The following is an 18392-nucleotide window of genomic DNA, read 5'->3' as shown; positions in this document are numbered from 1 at the left end:
CGCCAACGGCACCGTCCAGGGGTCGAGCATCGGCTCGTTGCCGCGCAGCACTTCGCACAGCAGGCTGTCCGGCTCCGGCCGCTGGGTCAGCGACAGGCGCAGGCGGAGCAGTTCACGTTCCTGGACGATCGCTTCCATAGGTTCTTTTAGAAGGTCGCTCGCACTTGGTTGAAGAGCGCCCAGGCGGTGTGCTCGGAGACGACGTCGCCGTGGCCGCCGATCAGGGTCGATCCTTCCAGGGCCAACACGCCGGGCTCTGCGGAGTTGAGGTTCGGATAGTCCGTGCCGGCGGCGGGCATTGAAATCTCGCGACCCTGAGGGTCGCTCAGCCCGCGCGGACCCCAGCCGCCGAGGGCGCCGTAGCGCTCCGGCTTGAACGGACCGGCCATCTGCACCTCGCCGAGATCCTTCTTGCGGGTGACCGCCAGGTGAAAGCTGCGCCGTAGGGCGAAGTCCTTCTTGGAGAAAGTGCTCAGGATCGGTTGGCGCACCGCCCGCGGCGCGTCGTGATAGCCGCCCGGGAAGCCCTCATCGTCGACGTCGGCGGCGAAAGCCCAGAAGTTGATCGCAGGCTGCAGCAGCAGGGCAGAGGTCACCGCACGGTCTGCCAGCGGCGCTACGCCCCGGGAGCCCACGATCGCCGACAACACCACCTTGCAGCCGTAGGAATGGCCGATCAGGTGGGTGTGGAGGGTGGAATCGGCGGCGACGATGGCGCGCAGCAGGCGGGCGACTCCGCTGCCGCCGACCACTCCGGCGCGGTCCTTCATCGAGCGCACCGTGAACATCCGCACCGCTTTGCGCGGATCGAGGAACGAAAACAGACCGGCGGCCGCGGGGCCATCGCTGGCCTCGCCGGGCATGCCGAAGGAATCGTCCTCTTCGTCTTCGTCCTCTTCCGTGGCGCCGGGGATCTTCACCCACAGTTTGACCAGATCATCCGCCGAGAAGTCGGCGGTTGGGGCGGCGCCTTCGTCGGAAGCTTCGGCGGCCGCCTCCGGCCGCCGGAAGGCCGGCAGCAGGAGTTCCGCCAGCTCCTTGGTCTCCTGCGGATTCAGGCGCTCAGCGCCGGCCAGCTCGTAGAAGCGCAGGCGCTGGTCCGCCGGCACCGCCTCCGCCAGCTCGCGCAGCTCCTCCTGCTCCGCTCCGGTGCCGACGTCGTCGCTGGTGGCGCCGGGCGGCAGAGCGGCCATCTCGGGACCCTTTTCATCGCCGAAGACCAAAGCCGTACTGGGCCAGAACACTCCGACCAGCAGCGGCGAGTACTCGCCCGGGAGAGCTCCGCCTTGCCTCCGGGTCGCGGTGAAGGCCTCGAAGAATTTCCGGTAGCGTCCGGTGGCCGTCGGCCAGTCGTTGTTCCAGCCGTGGGAGAAGAGGTAGAGGTGGGTGAAATCGCCGCTCGCGATGGCGGCGACCAGCGCTTCCTGGTTCCGCGGATTGGTGGGGAATCCGGATTTGTCGAAAGCTGCGATGTAGAAGGGCGCTTTGCGGCCGTCGCCCATGTCGACGTGCTCGAGGGGACCGGTTGGCTGAGGGGGCATCCGTCCTCCTGACTGGGGCGTGCTGACGAACACGCCGGTTCTTACAAAATGGCTACAATTCAATGTAGCACGGGGTTTTGACCTCATTGCGGAGGACGGACCTCGGCGAGTGAATTCCCAGGATCGCGACCGACCCTCCACGAACTACAGCGTAGTGGGCGCTCGAAAGGTACCGATTGTTACCCTGCCGTAGCGGCGTTTTCGACCCGCTGTCCCCGCCAGCGGACGACGCCCAGCACGATCGCCGCGCCGAGAACCATGCAGATCCAAGGCGATACCCCGAAAGCCGACAGGATGTCGCCGACGAGGATGCTGACGATGCCGACGCCCAGGGCGTAGGGGAGCTGAGTGCGCACGTGGGCGATGTGGTCCGAACCGGCGGCGATAGACGACAAGATGGTGGTGTCCGAAATCGGCGAACAGTGGTCTCCCCACACGCTGCCGGCGAGCACCGACGAGATCGATCCCACCAGCAAGTGCACGTAGGTCCCTTCGCCCACCGAGTGGCCGGCGTTGATCGCCACGCCGTGGACGATCGGAATGACCAGCGGTACCAGGATCCCCATCGAACCCCAGGAGCTCCCCGTTGCGAAGGCGACGGCGGCGGAGAGCACGAACACCAGCGCCGGCAACCACACCGGCGACAGGGTGCCCTCGGTGAGACGCACCAGGTAGTCCGCCGTGTGGAGGTCGGTGCAGACCTGTCCGATAGACCAGGCGAGCACCAGCACGATTAGCGCCAGCAGCATCGATTTGAACCCTTCCACCACCGCACCCATCGCCTCCTTCAGGGACAGGAGACGCTGGGTCAGGGGCAGGGCGAGGGCAACCAGCAGGCCCGCCAGGCTGGACCACAGGAGCGTGGCGTAGGGATCCGCCGCGGCGAACACTTCTCGCATCCAGGCTCCCAGGGCCGGGTGGTCGGCGCGGCTGGTGCCATCCGCCGCCAGAGAGCCGATGCCGCTCATCCACAGGCCGCCGAAGGTCACCAGGATGACAGTGAGGATCGGCGCCAGGGCGTTGGCGGCGCGGTAGGGAATGTCCTTCGGCGGCTCGACGGATTCGGTGCCGTAGTCGGCGAGGGGGGTGTCGCCCTCGGCCAGCACCCGGCCGTCCCGCCGGGCGCGCCGTTCGGCCTTGAGCATCGGCCCCAGGTCGCGGCCGGAGAAAGCGATGTAGAAGCCCAAGACCAGCGCCAGGATGGGGTAGAAGCGGTAGGGGATCGAGCCGACGAATAGGCTGTAGGGGTTCAAGTCGACATTCAGGCTGGCCAGGGCGGCGCCGATCAGGCCCACTTCGAAACCGATCCAGGTGGAGATCGGCATGATGCTGGCGATCGGCGCGGCGGTGGAGTCCACCATGTAGGCGAGCTTCTCGCGGCTGATCTTCAGGCGATCGCTCACCGGGCGCATGGTGGAACCGACGATCAGGGTGTTGGCATAGTCGTCGAAGAACACCAGCAATCCCATCGCCCAGGTGGCGAGCTGGCCGCGCCGCGGGGTGGTGGCGTAGGGCACCAGCATGGCCACGATGCCGCGAGTGCCGCCGCTCTTCGAGATCACTCCGACCATCGCTCCCAGCAGCAGGGTGAAGACGATGATGGTGGCGCGGCTCGGGTCCGCCAGGGAGTTGATGACGAAGCGGTCGACACTGCGGGCCAACGCCACGAAGGGCGCCGTCAGCGGGTTGTCCCAGACCAGGATCAGGGCGCCGGAAAAGACCCCCAGGAAAAGCGAGATCAGCACGTCTTTGAACAGCAGCGCCAGGCCGATGGCGAGAATCGGCGGCAGCACCGAGAGCCAGCCAGGCAGGATGCGCAGAATGGTTTCGGCGCTCTGCCCTCCAGCCTCGACGGTAACGACTGTCCGTCCCGCGGGCAGGTCCCGCACCGGCACTTCGAGGGTGTGCTCGCCGGCGGCGAGAAGGGCGCGATGGAGTTCCCGCCCGTCAGAGCGAACGGTCACCGCCAAGGGCGTCGTGGCCGGTAGATCCGCCAGGGTGACCTCGACCTTCGCCTCTCCGCCGGTCAGGGCGATCCCGCTCGCCGCCGCATCCAGCTCCAGTGCGCTGGCGGCCGGAGAGGCGAGGAGGAAGAGCGCCGCGAGAGCGGCCTGAGCCCACTTCCGGAGCGTTCGGTCGGTGACCCTCGGCGGATCGCTCATCACGCCTTGGCGGCCGCTTCCTTCGGCGCTTCTTCCGGGGCCTCGGCCGCCTTGGGCGCCGGCGGCAGGTTCAAGGCCTCGCGCAGTTTGGCCTCGATCTCGTCCGCCAGGTCCGGGTTGTCGCGCATGAACTGCTTGGAATTCTCCCGCCCCTGGCCGACCCGCACGTCGCCGTAGCTGTACCAGGCGCCGCTCTTGGTGAGGATGCGGTGCTCCACCCCCATGTCGATCAACTCGCCGGGCCGCGAAATGCCCTCGCCATAGTCGATGTCGAACTCGGCGATGCGGAAGGGAGCGGCGACCTTGTTCTTGACGATCTTGGTCTTGGCCCGACTGCCCACCACCAGATCGCCGTCCTTCAAGGCGGCGATGCGGCGGATGTCAATGCGTACGGAAGAGTAGAACTTGAGAGCGCGGCCGCCGGTGGTGGTCTCCGGGCTGCCGAACATCACGCCGATCTTTTCGCGGATCTGGTTGATGAACACCAGGCAGGTCTTAGACTTCGCCACGATCGCCGTTAGTTTACGGAGCGCTTGGGACATCAATCGCGCTTGCAGACCAACATGGGAGTCGCCCATTTCGCCTTCCAGCTCCGCCCGCGGTACCAGCGCCGCCACCGAGTCGATCACCACCACGTCCATCGAGTTGCTGCGTACCAGCATCTCGGCGATTTCCAGCGCCTGCTCGCCGCTGTCCGGCTGCGATACCAGCAGGTTGTCGATATCCACGCCGAGCTTGGTGGCGTACTCAGCGTCGAGGGCGTGTTCAGCATCGATGTAGGCGGCCACGCCGCCGGCGCGCTGCGCCTGGCCGGTGACGGACAGCGCGAGGGTGGTTTTGCCGGAGGATTCCGGGCCGTAGATTTCGACCACCCGGCCGCGCGGGAACCCGCCCACGCCGATGGCGCTATCCACGGCCAGCGAGCCGGTGGGAATGGCCGGTATGGAAATGGCTTCGCGGCGGCCCAGCCGCATGATCGAGCCCTTGCCGAACTGGCGCTCGATCTGGGTCAGGGCGCTGTCGATGGCCTTCAGTTTTTCGTTCTTTGCATCTGCCATGAGTTTGACTCCTTGAGGCGGTGATCAGACGGTATTGTACTCACCGAACGGCGAAGCGCCAGCGCCTATGGCGGCCACCGCGTCCGGCTTCTGTGGTCTGGAGACGCGGAACGGTCCTTCGATCGCTCGTTCACCGAACGGGCGATCTTGATGGGCGAGGGTGTCGGATCTCGCGGCCGAGCCGTAGAGGGCGAGGCGGCGGGCCTTGCCTCCCCGCAAGCCGCCGTGGACGGGGTGAGCCCAATTTAGCGGTGCTTTGTGGGACGATGGGGCGCCTAGCCCCCTGGGAAATGTCAGCAGGGTACCGGCGTGATCAGAATCATGCCGATACCCTGCGATACACTTCCGCGTCGTGCCAAAACTGTCGATTGTCGTACCCGCTTTCAACGAGAAAAATACCGTCCACGAGCTGCTCCAGCGCGTGGCCGCGGCCCCCTTGCCGGACGGTTTGGAGCGCGAAATCGTGGTGGTCGACGACAAGTCGACGGACGGCACGCGGGAGCTGCTGCGGGACCTGTCAGCGCGCTCCGATCCGATGCCCTTCGAGCTACTTGAACAGCCCGAAAACCGCGGTAAGGGCGCGGCAATCCGCGCCGGCTTTGCGGCGGCGACAGGCGATTTTCTGCTCATTCAGGATGCCGATCTGGAATACGATCCGCGGGAGTATCCAGTGCTCCTGCAGCCGATTCTCGAAGACGAGGCGGACGTGGTGTACGGCTCCCGCTTCCTCGGCGGTCCACACCGGGTGCTGTTTTTCTGGCACTACCTCGGCAATCGCTTCTTGACCACCCTGTCGAACATGCTGACGGACCTCAATCTGTCGGACATGGAGACCTGCTATAAGGTCTTCCGGCGCGAAATCCTCGCAGGCATCGATCTGCGGTCGAACCGGTTCGGCATCGAGCCGGAACTCACCGCCAAGGTCGCCCGCCGCGGGGCGCGCATCTACGAAGTCCCGATCTCCTATCGCGGCCGGACCTATGCCGAGGGCAAGAAAATCGGCTGGAAGGACGGCTTCTCGGCCATCTGGGCGATCCTTCGCTATAATCTGGGCCGCTGACCGGCCTCGCCGGCACCGTCCGGCGGCTTTCTACTCGCGTTCTTTTTCTATCCAGGAGGCAGTTTCGTGTATATGACGACCCATCGGTTGTGGATTTCGCTTCTCTCCCTTTGCCTGCTCTCGCTCTTGGCAGTGGGATGCGCTCAACCCACGCCGGAGGAACGCGTCGCCGAACTGCGCGCCGGCTACACGGCCGACCTGAACGGGTTTGTGGTGGTGCAGCAGCCGGTGCCGATGGAGCCCATGCTGGACGACGACGGCAATCCCGTGCTGGACGAAAATGGCGAGCCGGTGATGGTCGATCCCACGGCGGTAACCGAGGAAGCGGAGGGAGATCAGGCGTCCGATGCTGCGCCGGCGGCCGTGCCGGTGGCCCAGGACATCAAGCTCGACATCATGGTCAACAACGACAACTACGAGAAACTGCCGGGTCTCACTCTCGACGTCAGTCAGGCGGACAGCAACGAAGTCGAGAAAAACCACTGGAAGATTTATATCGACACCTCCGAAATCGCCCGCGGTAACCGAAGTGCCCTCGTCCACACCCTGGAGGGGGTGGATTTCCAGGAGGGCGACGGTTTCGCCGTCGAGGTGCGCTCGCCGGTGCCCGCCGAAGAGCGCTCCGAGTATCGAGAGTTCTCGGAAGCCTCCTGAAGCTCTGCCGCCGTTCCGGTCCGGTGGAGGGGGAGTTCGCCTCCTCCTCCACGTATCCTGATGGGTTGATCTTGCTCAAATCCGAAGTACTTTCAAACGGCGCCTTCTGTGACGCGCCATCCCCCCGGGCGTAAACCTCCACGATGCAACTTTCGATTTCCGCCTCCGATCCCGTCTCCTCGATTCGAGCCCTCGAAACCAACGTTGCGCGGGTCATTCAAGGTAAAGAAGGAGCCGTTCGGCTGGCCGCCGTCTGCTTGCTCGCTCGCGGTCACATCCTGATCGAGGATGTCCCGGGGGTTGGTAAGACGACCTTGGCCCACGCCATCGCCCGCTCCCTTGGACTGGCCTTTCACCGCATCCAGTTCACCTCCGACCTGTTGCCCTCGGACATCATTGGCGTGTCCATCTTCAGCCAGGAGAAGCAGGCCTTCGAATTCCTGCCGGGGCCGTTGTTCTCGAACGTCGTGTTGGCGGACGAGATCAATCGAGCGTCGCCCAAAACCCAGTCGGCGCTGCTCGAAGCGATGAGCGATCACAAGGTGTCGGTGGAACGCAAGCGCTACACCCTGCCGGAACCGTTCATCGTGCTGGCGACCCAGAACCCGCTCGAATTCCACGGTACCTTCCCGCTGCCGGAGTCCCAACTCGACCGCTTTCTGATGTCGCTGCGGCTGGGCTATCCGCCGGTCGAGGACGAGCGGCGCCTGCTCCTGGGCGGCGGGGTGGAAGAGGTGCTCGAAAACCTCGAACCGGTGATGACCGGCGACGATCTCCTGGCGCTGCGGGAACGGGTGACCAAGGTCCAGGTGACCGAAAAACTGGTCGACTACATGCTGGCCTTGGCGGAGAAAACCCGCCAGTCCTCGGACTTCATTCTCGGCGTCTCGACCCGCGGCCTGCAGAGCCTCTACCGCTCGGTGCAGGCCTACGCCCTGGCCGAGGGCCGTGACTACGCGGTGCCGGACGACGTACAGCGCCTCGCCTCGCCGGTGCTGGCCCACCGGATCCTGCTCAAGCGCGGAGGCGACCTCGATGCCGCCCGCCGCGCCATCGAGGGGCTGGTGGCGTCCGTTCCAGTGCCCATCTAAGCCCTGCCGTGGCCCGCGTCTCCGTTCCCCAAGGCATTCGCATCACCAAAGTGGGACTGTGGTACGTCCTGTTTACGGTGATCGTCGCCATCGCCGGTACCAACACCGGCAACAACGCCCTGTACATGGTGCTGGCAGCGATGCTCGGAACGCTGGTGTATTCCGGTTTGGTGTCTCGCCAGAACGTGCGCAATTTGGAGGTGCGGATCGAGGAGCCGGACGAAGTGTTCGCCAACCGGCCCTTCCGGCTGCCCTTCCGACTGGTCAATCGCGGACGGTTGATGCCTCGCTGGTGCCTGCTGCTTTCCTTCACGGAGCAAGGTTCGCCGCTGTTGGTGCCCTACGTCGAGCGGCGCGGCGAGGTGCGCGGCTCCTACGAATTGATCCTGCCTCGCCGTGGCCTCCAGCGGCTACCCCCGAGCTACGTGTCGAGCCTCTTCCCGTTCGGCTTCTTCCGCAAGGGGAAGCGCTACCGAACTCCGCTGGAGGTGCTGGTGTTTCCGGAGGTCTTCCCGGCCGCTTCGGACCAGGCGGTCGAATCCGGTTCCTTCGGCGACCAGGGGGCGCGACGCCGCGGCCGGGGGCACGACCTCCACTCCCTGCGGGCTTTTCGCTCCGGCGACGACCCGCGCCGGATCCACTGGAAACAGACGGCGCGCACTGGCTCGCTGATCTTCCGGGAGAGCGCGGCGGATGAGGCGCGGCGGCTGGTCATTCTGCTCGACAACGGGGTTGCCCCCTTCCCCGATGACATCGCGGAACAGCGTTTCGAGCGGCTGGTGAGCGAGGCGGCGACGGCCGCCGTCGACTACCTCGACAAGGGCTTTTCGGTGGAACTGGTGACCCGCGACCGGCGCTTGCCCTTCGCCACCGGCCGGCGCCAGCGGTTCGCCGTGCTCGAGGCGCTGGCCCTGATCGAGGCCGTGCCGCCGGGACGCTCGCTCCTCGCTTCGACGGATCCCCAGGCCTCGGAACTGCGCTTTGCCCTGGCCACCGGTGAGGCGACGCCCTCGGAACCGGAATTCGCGGAGGCCCGATGACCGCCCATCCGGCGATGGCCTTCGGACGCGAGAAGCGGATCCTGCTGGGGCTCCTGGCCCTCCTGGCGCCGCTGCCCCTGCCGCTCAACGAGACCCTCGGCTGGTCGTTTCTCGCGATCTATCTGCTCGGCGTCGTCGTGTTCATTCGCCATGCGGCGAGCGGCAGCGACCGCTGGCTTTCGCCCTGGATGATGAACGTTCTCGGGCTGCTTTACCTGCCGCTCTTCGTGATCGACCTGCGGGCTTTCAGCGGCGGCCGGTTGGTGGGCCCGATGCTCCATCTCGGCCTGTTCGCGATCCTCATCAAGCTCGCCTCGCTGCGCCGGGAGCGCGACAAATGGCAGGCCTTGATGGGAATTTTCTTCGTCTTCCTGGCGTCCATGGCGACCAGCGTCCACCCGTCCATCGTCCTCTTTCTGCTGGTGTTCCTGGCGGGTGGTTTGTACCTGCTGATGCGCTTTGCCTTTCTCCACCTGGTGGCGGGCTTCGGCCAGCGGGATCCGGCGCTCTTGCGCCTGCCGCTCGGTGCCTTCCTCGGCACTTCGGTGTTGATGACCCTCGTCTTTTCGGTGCCCCTCTTCGCGCTGCTGCCGCGCGTCTCGTCGCCCTACGTCAACGTTCGCGGCACCGGCACCGGCACGATCATTCAGGCCTCCGGCTTTTCCGACGAGGTCACCCTCGACTCCATCGGTCGCATCCGCGAGAGCCGGGCGGTGGCCCTGCGCGCGCGCTTCGACGACCCGGCGCGGACCGGCATCGATCAGCGCTACAAAGGTGCCACCTACGACGTGTACGACGGCGGCTCCTGGCGGCGCAGTCCGCGGGTGCGTTCTTTTTCGCGCTCTAACGAAGGTCCCGTTCGGCTGGTGGAGGGGGCGCCGGAGTCCTGGGCGACGCTGTGGCTTCGCCCCCTCGCCTCGCGCAGCCTGCCGCTACCGACGGAGACCCGGCTCTTCGACATTGAGCTGCCGCGCCTGGGGTTGGGAACCGGCGGCGCGGTGATCCTGCCGTTCCCGCCGGTGGAGGTGCTGGAATACCGCGCGGCGCTCGGCGGCGACGACCTCTCCGCTGCCCTCGATCCGCCGGCGGCGGGCCCCGAGGTGCCGACCCTCGATCCGCGCGGCCTCACGCCGGCCATGCGGACGATGGCGGCGGAGGTGATGGGGAAGGAGGGCACGACGGCGGATCGGATTCGCCGCCTGGAGAGCCACTTGGCGACGCAGTACACCTACACCCTGGACTTCGTCGGGCGGGAGATCACCAACCCGCTGGAAGATTTCCTGTTCCGCTACAAAAGCGGCCACTGCGAGTACTTCGCCTCGGCGATGGTGTTGCTGCTGCGGGCGGAAGGGGTGCACTCGCGTCTGGTCACCGGCTTTCTCGGGGGCGAGGTGAATCCTCTCGAGGGGTACACCATCGTTCGCCAGTCGAACGCCCACGCCTGGGTCGAAGCCTACATCCCCGACGAGGGCTGGCGGACCTTCGATCCGACCCCCGCCGCCGGCCGGCCGGAGAGCGTCGCGCCGAGCACCTGGAGCCTGGTGACTCAGGCCTGGGACTTTCTGATCTTCCGCTGGGACCGCTACGTGCTCACCTTTGGTTTTGAGGATCAGCTTCAGCTCTTCGGCAGCTTGAAGGATCTGTGGGCGCGGTTGTGGAGTCCACGAGTTCCCGCCACGGAATTGCCTCCGCCGGCGGATGTCGTGCCGGACGATTCCCCCATTGAGCCGCTGCCGGAATTGTCGCCCCGGCGCTGGAGCGATTCCGTTTGGATCGTCGGCGGACTGGTGACGGCGACGATCGCACTGTTCTGGTGGCTGGTGCGCCGGCGCCTGCGCGGGCCGCTGACGGCGACCGGCGTCTACCGGCGCCTGCGCAAGGACCTGGCCGGCGCCGGACTGCCGGTGGCGGAGTCTCTGGCGCCGCTGACTCTGGAACGCCGTGCCGGTCGCCGGTTCCCGGATCTCGCTGAACCGATGCGCCGCATCGTTTCGCTGTACCTCGAGGAGAGCTTCGGCGGCCGTGCCGTGGTCGGCGCCGCACGGCAGGAACTGGCCGACGCTCTGGGACAAACCCGCCGCGGACTGCGCGGCCGCTCGGCGGAAGGCTAGATCGTTCCCTCCGCCTTCGCGCCCGGCCGACGCCAGAGGAGAAAGATCCCGAGCGCCACCAGCACGGCGCAGATCCACTGGCTAGTGCTCCAGGTGGCCAAGGCCCCCCGGCTGTCGCCGCGCAGGAACTCCAGAAAGAATCGCTCCGTGCCGTAGAGCAACGCCCAGGTAGCGGTGAGGGTCCAGGGTTTCGGCCGCCGCCGGAGGATCGCCAGCAGAACGGTGAAATTGAACAACTCCGCCAGCATCTCGTAGATCGGCGACGGGTGGAGCGGCACCCCCAGGGGCGTGCCGGCGATCTCATGGGCGGCGGGATCGGTGTAGGTGATCGCCCATGGAAGCTCACAGGCGGCGCCGTAGCAGCAGCCGGCCAGTAGACAACCGGCACGACCGATGGCGTGTGCCAGCGGCAGGCCGGTGACCAGCGTGTCCACCACCCGCGCCGTGGGGAGGCGATGGCGGTGCACGAACCAGGCGCCGAAGGCCACCGCTCCGGCCACGCCACCGAGCCATACGCCGCCGGCCAGGGCGAGGGAGACGAAATCGACCTCGCCGGAGATCAGCTCCGGCCACTCGACCAGAATCAGAAGCACCTTCGCGCCGAGCAGGCCTCCGAGGATCAAACCGAAGTAGAGATCCAGCCACAGCTCCTCTTCGCTGACAACCGACGGCAGCAACCGGCGCGCCACCCGCTGCGTCAGCCACCAGCCCACCAAAATCGCTACCACCATCGCGGTGCCGTAGCCGGTGACGGTGAACGGGCCGAGTTCGAAGAGGATCGGGTGCATGGCGGCATCTTACGCGGTGCAGTAGCCGTGCATCACGGACTCCGCGCCATGAGCAAGAATCGGGTGGCACCTTGGCCGGGGCCTCCGTAGAGTTCGCTGCATGATGATGACGACGACCTCAAGACCTGAGTCCCCGCTTCCCTTCGTCCCCGCGCGATCCAACGGCTCGTCCGACGACCGTTCCGGCTCCGAGACCTACCGTCGCGTCGCGGCGGCCATTCGCTTCCTCGACGACCACCAGGGCCGGCAACCGGAACTGGCGGAAGTGGCGGCGGCGGCGGGGCTGAGCCCCACCCACTTCCAGCGCCTCTTCCGGCGCTGGGCGGGCATCAGCCCGAAGCGCTTCCTGCAACACCTCACCGTCGAGGCCGCCAAGGGGCGCCTCGACCAGGATGTCCCAGTGTTGGAGACGGCTTGGGATGTCGGATTGTCGAGCCCCGGCCGGCTGCACGATCACTTCGTGTCCCTCGAAGCGGTGACTCCCGGCGAGTACAAGGCGGGCGGTGACTCCCTCGACATGGTTTGGGGCCTGCACGATTCCCCCTTCGGTGAGGTGCTGGTGGCGGCCACCGAGCGCGGCATCTGTCGCCTCGCCTTCACCGACGCCGAGACGGTAGACGAAGTCGCCGCACAGCTCGAGCGCCGCTGGTCGCGATCGACCCTGCGGCGAGACGATGCGGCGGTTCGGCCCTGGGCGGAGCGCGCCCTGGCGCGGAACGAGCGCACCCCCCTGCTGGTGCAGGGCACCAACTTCCAGATTCAGGTGTGGCGGGCGCTGCTGAGAGTGCCGGCCGGCTCCCTGATCTCATACGGCCGCCTGGCCGAGACGGCGGGAAGCCCCGGTGGGTCGCGGGCGGTGGGATCCGCCGTCGGCGCCAATCCGGTGGCGATGCTGATCCCCTGTCATCGGGTGTTGCGCGCCGACGGTTCCCCCGGCGGATACCGCTGGGGAGGCGTGCGCAAACGCGCTCTGGTGGCGTGTGAGGGAGCCCGGACTGCCACTCGGTAGGGCGTGTCGGCGCGAGAACTCACCGGTTTGCCGTTCGTACTTCTTTGAGAAAGAACTCTTGAGGAAGGGGGACGACCATCATGCGAATCCGCAGAACCGCCGCCAGATCCGCCCTACTGCTCCTGAGCGGCTTGGCTGTCGCATGCCTGCCGCCGTGGGGCGCGGCGCTGGCCGAGGAGGATCGCGGCGGAGTGAAGGTCACCTTCCTCGCCAACGAGGGGGTGTTGCTGGAGGCCGATGGCGAAGCGGTGATGATCGACGGCTTCGTCACCGAGCCGTACTCCGAGTACGGCGCCTTACCGGACGAGACGGCGGCGGCGCTGGCCGGAACCCAAGCCGGTGACGGCCGGTTCGACTCCGTCGTCTTGGCCCTCGTGAGCCACGTCCACCGGGACCACTTTCAGCCCGAGCCGGCGGCGATCTTCCTGCGCGGTCATCCGGACGCCCAGCTCGTCTCGTCGCCTCAAGTCCTCGCGGCCCTGGCCGGCGACGGCGAGTTCGCCAACGCTCGCTCGCTGCTGCCCAAACCGGGAGAGACCGAGAAGCTCCGGCAGGGAAAGATCGAGGTCGAGATCCTGCGCCTGCGCCACGGCGGCCGGGCTTGGGGAGAGATCGAGAACCTCGGTCACCTCATCCATCTCGGTGGCCAGACCATTCTGCATATCGGCGATGCCGACACCGCCGCCGGCAACTTCGCCGCCTACGATCTGGCCTCGCGAGAGATCGATCTGGCGCTCATCCCCTACTGGTTCTTCTGGCCCGAAGGAGGCCGCCAAACGGTGAAGAACCACCTGGTCGGCCGGTACACCGCCGCCGTCCACATCCCGCCCAAAGACTTCGACGAAATCGCCAAAGCCCTGGCCAAATCCCACCCGAATGTCCGGGTGCCGAAGGTTCTAGAGAGCTTCGAGCTGGAGTGACAGCCGAACCGGTTCTTCGAGCCCGATTAGTTCGTCGCGAGAAGGTGGAGGTGCCCGCAGCTACAAGGAGTCTCGAGTCCCGAGCCCCGCAGGCGTACGTGTAGTACGTCGAGGAGCGGAGGGGCCGAGCGACGCCGTAGATGTGGGCACATCCGCCTTCGCAGCAGAACTAGAACTGGACGTGTGCCTGAAAAAACAGTGGTGGGTCGACCCGTTGGTCGAGTAGATCGTCAGCCATCTCCGGAGTCAGCACAAACTGCCCCGCCCGCTCGCCGGTGGGAGTGTTCATCAGCAGCTCCAAGGTTTCCAGGTCGCCATCGCGGGCCGCGGAGCGTAGCGCGCTGGCGGCGACCACCAGAGCGCGAAACACCTGCGGTTCGCCGGCCGTTTCGACCGTCACCAAGATGCTGCTCGGGTTCGAGCCCTGATAGGTCTGGGTGGTGGCGAGGCCCTGGCTCCGGAACAGCTCCAACACTTTGGCATCGCGTTCGGCGTTGGAAAATCCCTGCCGGGCGGCATTCGCCAAATCGCGATAGCCCCCTTCGGTGATCGAACCGCGGTCGGCCGCGCCGGGACCCGCGGAGCCTCGCGCCGGACGGTCCGGTTGGTCGCGTCGCCGGTTGATCAGGTCCGCCAGAGTGGGCTTGCGCTCCGTTTGCCCGAGCTCGTCCTTCTTTAACTCTCGGACCTTGCCACCCTCCAGCACCAGGGCTGTGCCGAGGTTCTGCTCATTGGCGATGCGGGTGCGCTCGGCGTCGATCTCCGATGCGTCAATGAAGGTTCGCGTGCCGTTGATGTAGGTGAAATAGGCGGTGCCGTCGATCACCTCGTAGGCTTCCCGCGCCTCGATCTTGGAGCCGTCCTTCAGGTAGATCGTGTAGGCCCCGGCGGGCAGGGCGATCAGTAGGCTCAGGGCGGCGAACAGAGCGAAAGGGCGTAGCGTGCGAGGCATGAGATCTCCCGGCGTGAAGGTCTCCGGCGGTGCGAGGAACGGCCTTCGGTAGGCCGCGAGACGCCGCCGGCGACTGCTATCATAGCGCGACTTTGGAAGCGCTTCCGGCGCTCCCACCGACCTGGAGCTCCCCATGCGACCGGTACCCACCGAAGGCCTTCTACTGCTCGAAGATGGATCTCTGTTTCGCGGCCGGCGCGTGTCGCCGGGCACTCGCTTCGGAGAAGTGGTGTTCAATACCTCGATGACCGGCTACCAGGAGATCCTCACGGACCCCTCCTACCGCGGGCAGATCGTGGTGATGACCCAACCGCACATCGGCAACTACGGCGTGCTCGCAGACACCGCCGAGTCCGGCCGCCCCTGGGCCGAAGGCTTCGTGGCCCGGCGCATGACCGGCGTGCCCTCGGGCACTTCCAGCGAAGAAGCGTTGCCGGACTATCTTGAGCGCTGGGACGTGCCGGCCCTCTCCGGCCTTGACACCCGGGCGGTGGTGCGGCAGTTGCGGGAGCACGGCGCCATGCGCGGGGTGCTCACCACCGAGCGAACGGATCTCGACGCCCTGCGCGCAGAACTCTCCGCCTTTCCCACCATGGAAGGCCGCGCCCTGGTGGACGAAGTCACCTGTTCCGAGCCCTGGGAATGGGCGCCAGAAGGCGAGGCGCGCCGGCATCTCGCTGTGTACGACTTCGGGGTCAAGAAGAACATCCTGCGGTCGCTGGTCGAGCGCGGCACTCGCTTGACGGTATTGCCGGCCCGCACGCCGGCCTCCCGCTGCGCCGAACTGGAGGTCGATGGGGTGGTGCTGTCCAACGGCCCCGGCGACCCGGAGCCGCTGACCGAGATCGTCGACAATCTTCGACAACTACTCGACTCGAAGACCGACCTGCCGGTTCTCGGCATTTGTCTCGGCCATCAGCTCCTCGGCCTCGCCCTCGGCGGCAGGACCTTCAAGCTCAAGTTCGGGCACCACGGCGGCAACCAGCCGGTGCACGACGTCGACACCGGCCGCGTCGCCATCACTAGCCAAAACCACGGCTTCGCCCTCGATCCGGACTCTTTGCCGGACACCGTCCGGGTGACCCAGCGCAACCTGAACGACGGCACCGTCGAAGGCTTCCAGGTCGGCGATCGGCCGATCTTCGCCGTTCAATACCATCCGGAGGCGGCGCCGGGGCCGCACGAGTCGGCCGAACTCTTCGACCGCTTCCTCGCCCACACCGGGTGATGACCGAAGCCCCACAGACCGCAATCGAGCCGGACTCCGGCCGCCCGCCGCTCTCCGGCCCTATCGGCTGGGTGATCGCCTGGCGCTTTCTGCGCGGCCGCCGCAGCCGGCTGCTCGACGGCACCGCCCGGGTCGCCCTCGCCGCCACCGCCCTCGGGGTGCTCGCCATGGTCATCGCCATGGCCTTGATGACCGGCTACCGCGAAGATCTCCGCCGCAAGCTGATCGAAGGCAACGCGCCGGTGATGGTGCAATCCCTCCTTCCCGGACGGGGCAGCCCGCCGCCGGAGGCGCTGCAGGCGCTCGAATCCCTACCCGGAGTGCTGGCCGTCGGCCGGGTGGCCTTTGCCCAGGGCACCCTTTCCGCCGCCGGCCCGGTGCCGCAGGCCGAAGGCAGCGGCGATGCAAACTTCGACGGCAACGGCCGCCGCCAGGGGGTGGAGGTGACGCTTCGCGGCATCGATCCCGGCGGCGGTCAACTCGCCGCTACCGCCGAGCAGCTCGAAATCGGCTCCGACGGCGCCGCCGGAGCCGTCCTCGGCAGCGAACTCGCCCGCCGCCTGTTGGTGTCCGAGGGCGACCGCCTGCGGCTGGTGGTGCTCGGCTTCGAAAACGGCCGGCCGCGCTTCCGCTACCACTCCCTCCGAGTGACCGACACCTTCACCGTCGGCTACGCCGAGTTCGACGCCTCCTGGGTGCTGGTTGCGCGGGAGATCCTGCCCTCCACCGGCGGCTCCGTCGATCTGTGGGAAGTGACCCTCGAAGATCCGGCCCTCTCCGGCCCGGTGGTGGAGCGGGCCAAAGAGGTGCTCGGGCCGGACTTTCTGGTCAGCGACTGGCGACACCTCAACCGCGATCTGTTTACCGCCCTTGAAGGCCAGCAGCGGGCGCTCTTTCTGGTGCTCGGGTTGATCGTTCTCGTTTCCACCTTCAACGTCGCCTCCACCCTGGTGGTGTTGGTGCGGGACCGCATGCGGCAGCTCGGCGTGCTTGGCGCCCTAGGCCTGCCCAAAGCCGGCCTGCGCACGATCTTCCTCGCCTACGGTTCGGTGCTGGGCACCGTCGGCGTTTTTCTCGGCGTGCTCGTCGGCACCGTGGTGTGCTGGGTGCTGACCCGCTGGGAGCTGATCCGATTCGATCCCGAGGTGGCGAACATTTACTTCATCTCGTCGGTGCCCTTCCGGGTGCGCCCGAGCGACCTCCTCGCCATCATCGTCTTCGCCCTCGGCGTCAACCTCCTGGCCTGCGCACTACCCGCCTGGCGAGCCGCCAAGATCGACCCCGCCGACGCCCTACGCTATGAGTAGGATGATCTCCTCCATCCGTGCGGCGGCCATCAAAAGCCGTCCTCGGATCCGTAGGGGCGCCCCGCGAGGCGCCCGCCTTCGGCTTCACACGGGGGCACGATGAGCGCTGGGCAGAACCATCGAAAGGGGTTTCGGTTTATTACGATCGTTGCTTGGCTGATCTTTACTTGGGCGCTCCTTGAAGTCGGGAGCATGGTCGCGTGGTACGCGATCGATGGTCGCTGGTTTGCCTACAACCGAGTAGACGAACTCCGTGTGTCGGCGGGCTCAGAGAGCGGGGGCTTTGCTGATGAGGTCAAGGAAGAGGGCGTTCCTGTTGCCGTTCCGGCCCGATTTGAAGGTCAAGTCATCCATCCGTTTCTGGGCTATGTCTATACCCCTGAATTCAATGCCCTTGAGAGTCGGCGAAGCTCACCGTTGGTTGTGGGTGGCTGGGGCTTCTTCCACCGCCGACAGGCGGCAGCGGCCCCCGCCAGCGATGCACTGAGGGTCGGGATCTTCGGTGGTTCGGTTGCGTTCGGCTTTGGATTCCACGGCGGAGAGATCATCGAAGATGTCCTTTCGAAGGCCCTCGAACGCGAAGTCGTGATCGAAAGTCGGGCGCATGCTGGCTATAAGCAGCCACAACAGTTGATGACGCTGGCGTGGCTCATGAGCCTCGGCGAGGCGCCGGATGTTGTCGTGAATCTCGACGGATTCAACGACATCGTGTTGCCGGTGGCAGAGAATATGCCATCCGGTACCTACCCTTTCTTTCCGCGGGCCTGGGAGCACCGAGTGCAGAGTGTCCCCGACCCGAAACTTCTGCGACTTTCTGGCGAATCGTCTTATTTGGAAGGCCTTCGTGGGGATCGTGCTCGCTGGGGCGCTGGATCCTTACTGCGCTGGTCTCCTACGTTCAACGTCCTATGGCTCTGGCGAGACCGGAATCTCCAGCGGCACCAGTTCGAACTCAATCGGAGAGTTGCTGAACTCGAACTGGATGAGAATGAATATGTTGCGCGTGGCCCGGATTTCCCGAACAAAGGCGAGCACGAGATGATGCGCAGTTCCGCCCAGTACTGGCAGATGTGCTCTCGGTTGATGGACGCTTTGGCGAAATCAGAGGGCGTAAAGTACTTTCATTTCTTGCAGCCCAATCAGTACGTTCCAGGATCCAAGACGTTTTCTCGACGAGAGCTCGAGGTCGCTATCGACTCGCGCAATCCCTATCGAGCGCCAGCCGAGCAGGGCTATGGAACGCTGAGAAGACTTGGAGCCGAGTTGGCCGAGGAGGGTGTTTCCTTCCATGATCTCACTCAGGCTTTTTCAGAGACAAGAGAGTCGGTGTATGTGGATAGCTGCTGCCACTTCAACGAGTTGGGGAATGAGATCGTTGCCAGGAAAGTGGCGGATGTCCTGGTGAGAGAACTTGGCGGAACTCGCTTAGCCCAATGACGACGACTTGCGAGAAGGAGTCGAAATGAGATTG

15 protein-coding genes are annotated in these 18392 nt (G+C 66.1%); 10 read left to right on the top strand and 5 right to left on the bottom strand.

The features are described 5' to 3' along the window. Positions 1-146: 146 nt before the first annotated feature. The 3 genes from AAF481_10865 to recA form a co-directional block, all read right to left on the bottom strand. Positions 147-1541 carry a hypothetical protein gene (locus AAF481_10865; GenBank protein ID MEM7481665.1) on the bottom strand — a complete coding sequence of 465 codons (1395 nt, stop codon included), beginning with the start codon at positions 1539-1541 and terminating at the stop codon, positions 147-149. 179 nt (positions 1542-1720) lie between these two features. Continuing rightward, positions 1721-3703 carry a Na+/H+ antiporter NhaC family protein gene (locus AAF481_10860; GenBank protein MEM7481664.1) on the bottom strand — a complete coding sequence of 661 codons (1983 nt, stop codon included), beginning with the start codon at positions 3701-3703 and terminating at the stop codon, positions 1721-1723. Next, entirely contained in the window at positions 3703-4761 is a 1059-nt protein-coding gene (recA, locus tag AAF481_10855) for a recombinase RecA (GenBank protein ID MEM7481663.1), read from the bottom strand. The genes AAF481_10860 and recA overlap by 1 nt, the downstream gene beginning before the upstream one ends. A gap of 352 nt (positions 4762-5113) precedes the next feature. On the opposite strand from recA, the gene AAF481_10850 reads away from it, so the two are divergent. The 5 genes from AAF481_10850 (at position 5114) to AAF481_10830 (ending at position 10717) form a co-directional block, all read left to right on the top strand. Then, positions 5114-5821 (top strand): glycosyltransferase family 2 protein, encoded by a 708-nt coding sequence (locus tag AAF481_10850; protein MEM7481662.1) that lies wholly within the window; start codon positions 5114-5116, stop codon positions 5819-5821. A gap of 72 nt (positions 5822-5893) precedes the next feature. Further along, a complete protein-coding gene (locus AAF481_10845) occupies positions 5894-6475 on the top strand; it encodes a hypothetical protein (GenBank protein ID MEM7481661.1) in 582 nt (193 codons plus the stop codon). A 143-nt stretch (positions 6476-6618) separates the two neighbouring features. Further along, positions 6619-7566 carry a MoxR family ATPase gene (locus AAF481_10840; protein MEM7481660.1) on the top strand — a complete coding sequence of 316 codons (948 nt, stop codon included), beginning with the start codon at positions 6619-6621 and terminating at the stop codon, positions 7564-7566. An 8-nt stretch (positions 7567-7574) separates the two neighbouring features. After that, the gene (locus AAF481_10835; protein ID MEM7481659.1) at positions 7575-8606 is read left to right on the top strand and encodes a DUF58 domain-containing protein; all 1032 of its coding nucleotides are present in this window, start codon (positions 7575-7577) and stop codon (positions 8604-8606) included. After that, entirely contained in the window at positions 8603-10717 is a 2115-nt protein-coding gene (locus AAF481_10830) for a DUF3488 and transglutaminase-like domain-containing protein (protein ID MEM7481658.1), read from the top strand. Before AAF481_10835 ends, AAF481_10830 begins: the two co-directional genes overlap by 4 nt. Here the strand turns inward: AAF481_10830 and AAF481_10825 are convergent. Next, on the bottom strand, positions 10714-11505 hold the full coding sequence (locus tag AAF481_10825) for a prolipoprotein diacylglyceryl transferase (GenBank protein ID MEM7481657.1): 792 nt from the start codon (positions 11503-11505) through the stop codon (positions 10714-10716). The two genes, AAF481_10830 and AAF481_10825, sit on opposite strands and share 4 nt — an antisense overlap. 100 nt (positions 11506-11605) lie before the next feature. Here AAF481_10825 and AAF481_10820 point away from each other — a divergent pair, with 100 nt between their 5' ends. Next, on the top strand, positions 11606-12514 hold the full coding sequence (locus tag AAF481_10820; GenBank protein ID MEM7481656.1) for a methylated-DNA--[protein]-cysteine S-methyltransferase: 909 nt from the start codon (positions 11606-11608) through the stop codon (positions 12512-12514). A gap of 80 nt (positions 12515-12594) precedes the next feature. Beyond that, positions 12595-13434, top strand: a complete 840-nt coding sequence (locus AAF481_10815; GenBank protein ID MEM7481655.1) for an MBL fold metallo-hydrolase — start codon at positions 12595-12597, stop codon at positions 13432-13434. Positions 13435-13603: 169 nt separating this feature from the next. On the opposite strand, the gene AAF481_10810 is transcribed toward AAF481_10815, so the two are convergent. After that, positions 13604-14386 (bottom strand): hypothetical protein, encoded by a 783-nt coding sequence (locus tag AAF481_10810; GenBank protein MEM7481654.1) that lies wholly within the window; start codon positions 14384-14386, stop codon positions 13604-13606. Between the two features lie 133 nt (positions 14387-14519). Between AAF481_10810 and carA the strand changes: the two genes are divergently transcribed. The 3 genes from carA to AAF481_10795 all read left to right on the top strand — a co-directional run bounded on the left by carA (position 14520) and on the right by AAF481_10795 (position 18358). Further along, positions 14520-15614 (top strand): glutamine-hydrolyzing carbamoyl-phosphate synthase small subunit, encoded by a 1095-nt coding sequence (gene carA, locus AAF481_10805; GenBank protein MEM7481653.1) that lies wholly within the window; start codon positions 14520-14522, stop codon positions 15612-15614. Next, positions 15614-16921, top strand: a complete 1308-nt coding sequence (locus AAF481_10800; protein MEM7481652.1) for an ABC transporter permease — start codon at positions 15614-15616, stop codon at positions 16919-16921. Before carA ends, AAF481_10800 begins: the two co-directional genes overlap by 1 nt. A gap of 99 nt (positions 16922-17020) precedes the next feature. Beyond that, positions 17021-18358, top strand: coding sequence for a hypothetical protein (locus AAF481_10795; protein MEM7481651.1), 1338 nt, complete (start codon positions 17021-17023; stop codon positions 18356-18358). Positions 18359-18392: the final 34 nt, after the last annotated feature.

It is taken from the genome of Acidobacteriota bacterium, assembly GCA_039030395.1.
Taxonomy (GTDB): Bacteria; Acidobacteriota; Thermoanaerobaculia; order Multivoradales; family JBCCEF01; genus JBCCEF01.
Note: the sequence above shows the minus strand (reverse complement) of the source record. Positions and strands in the feature narration are given on the sequence as shown.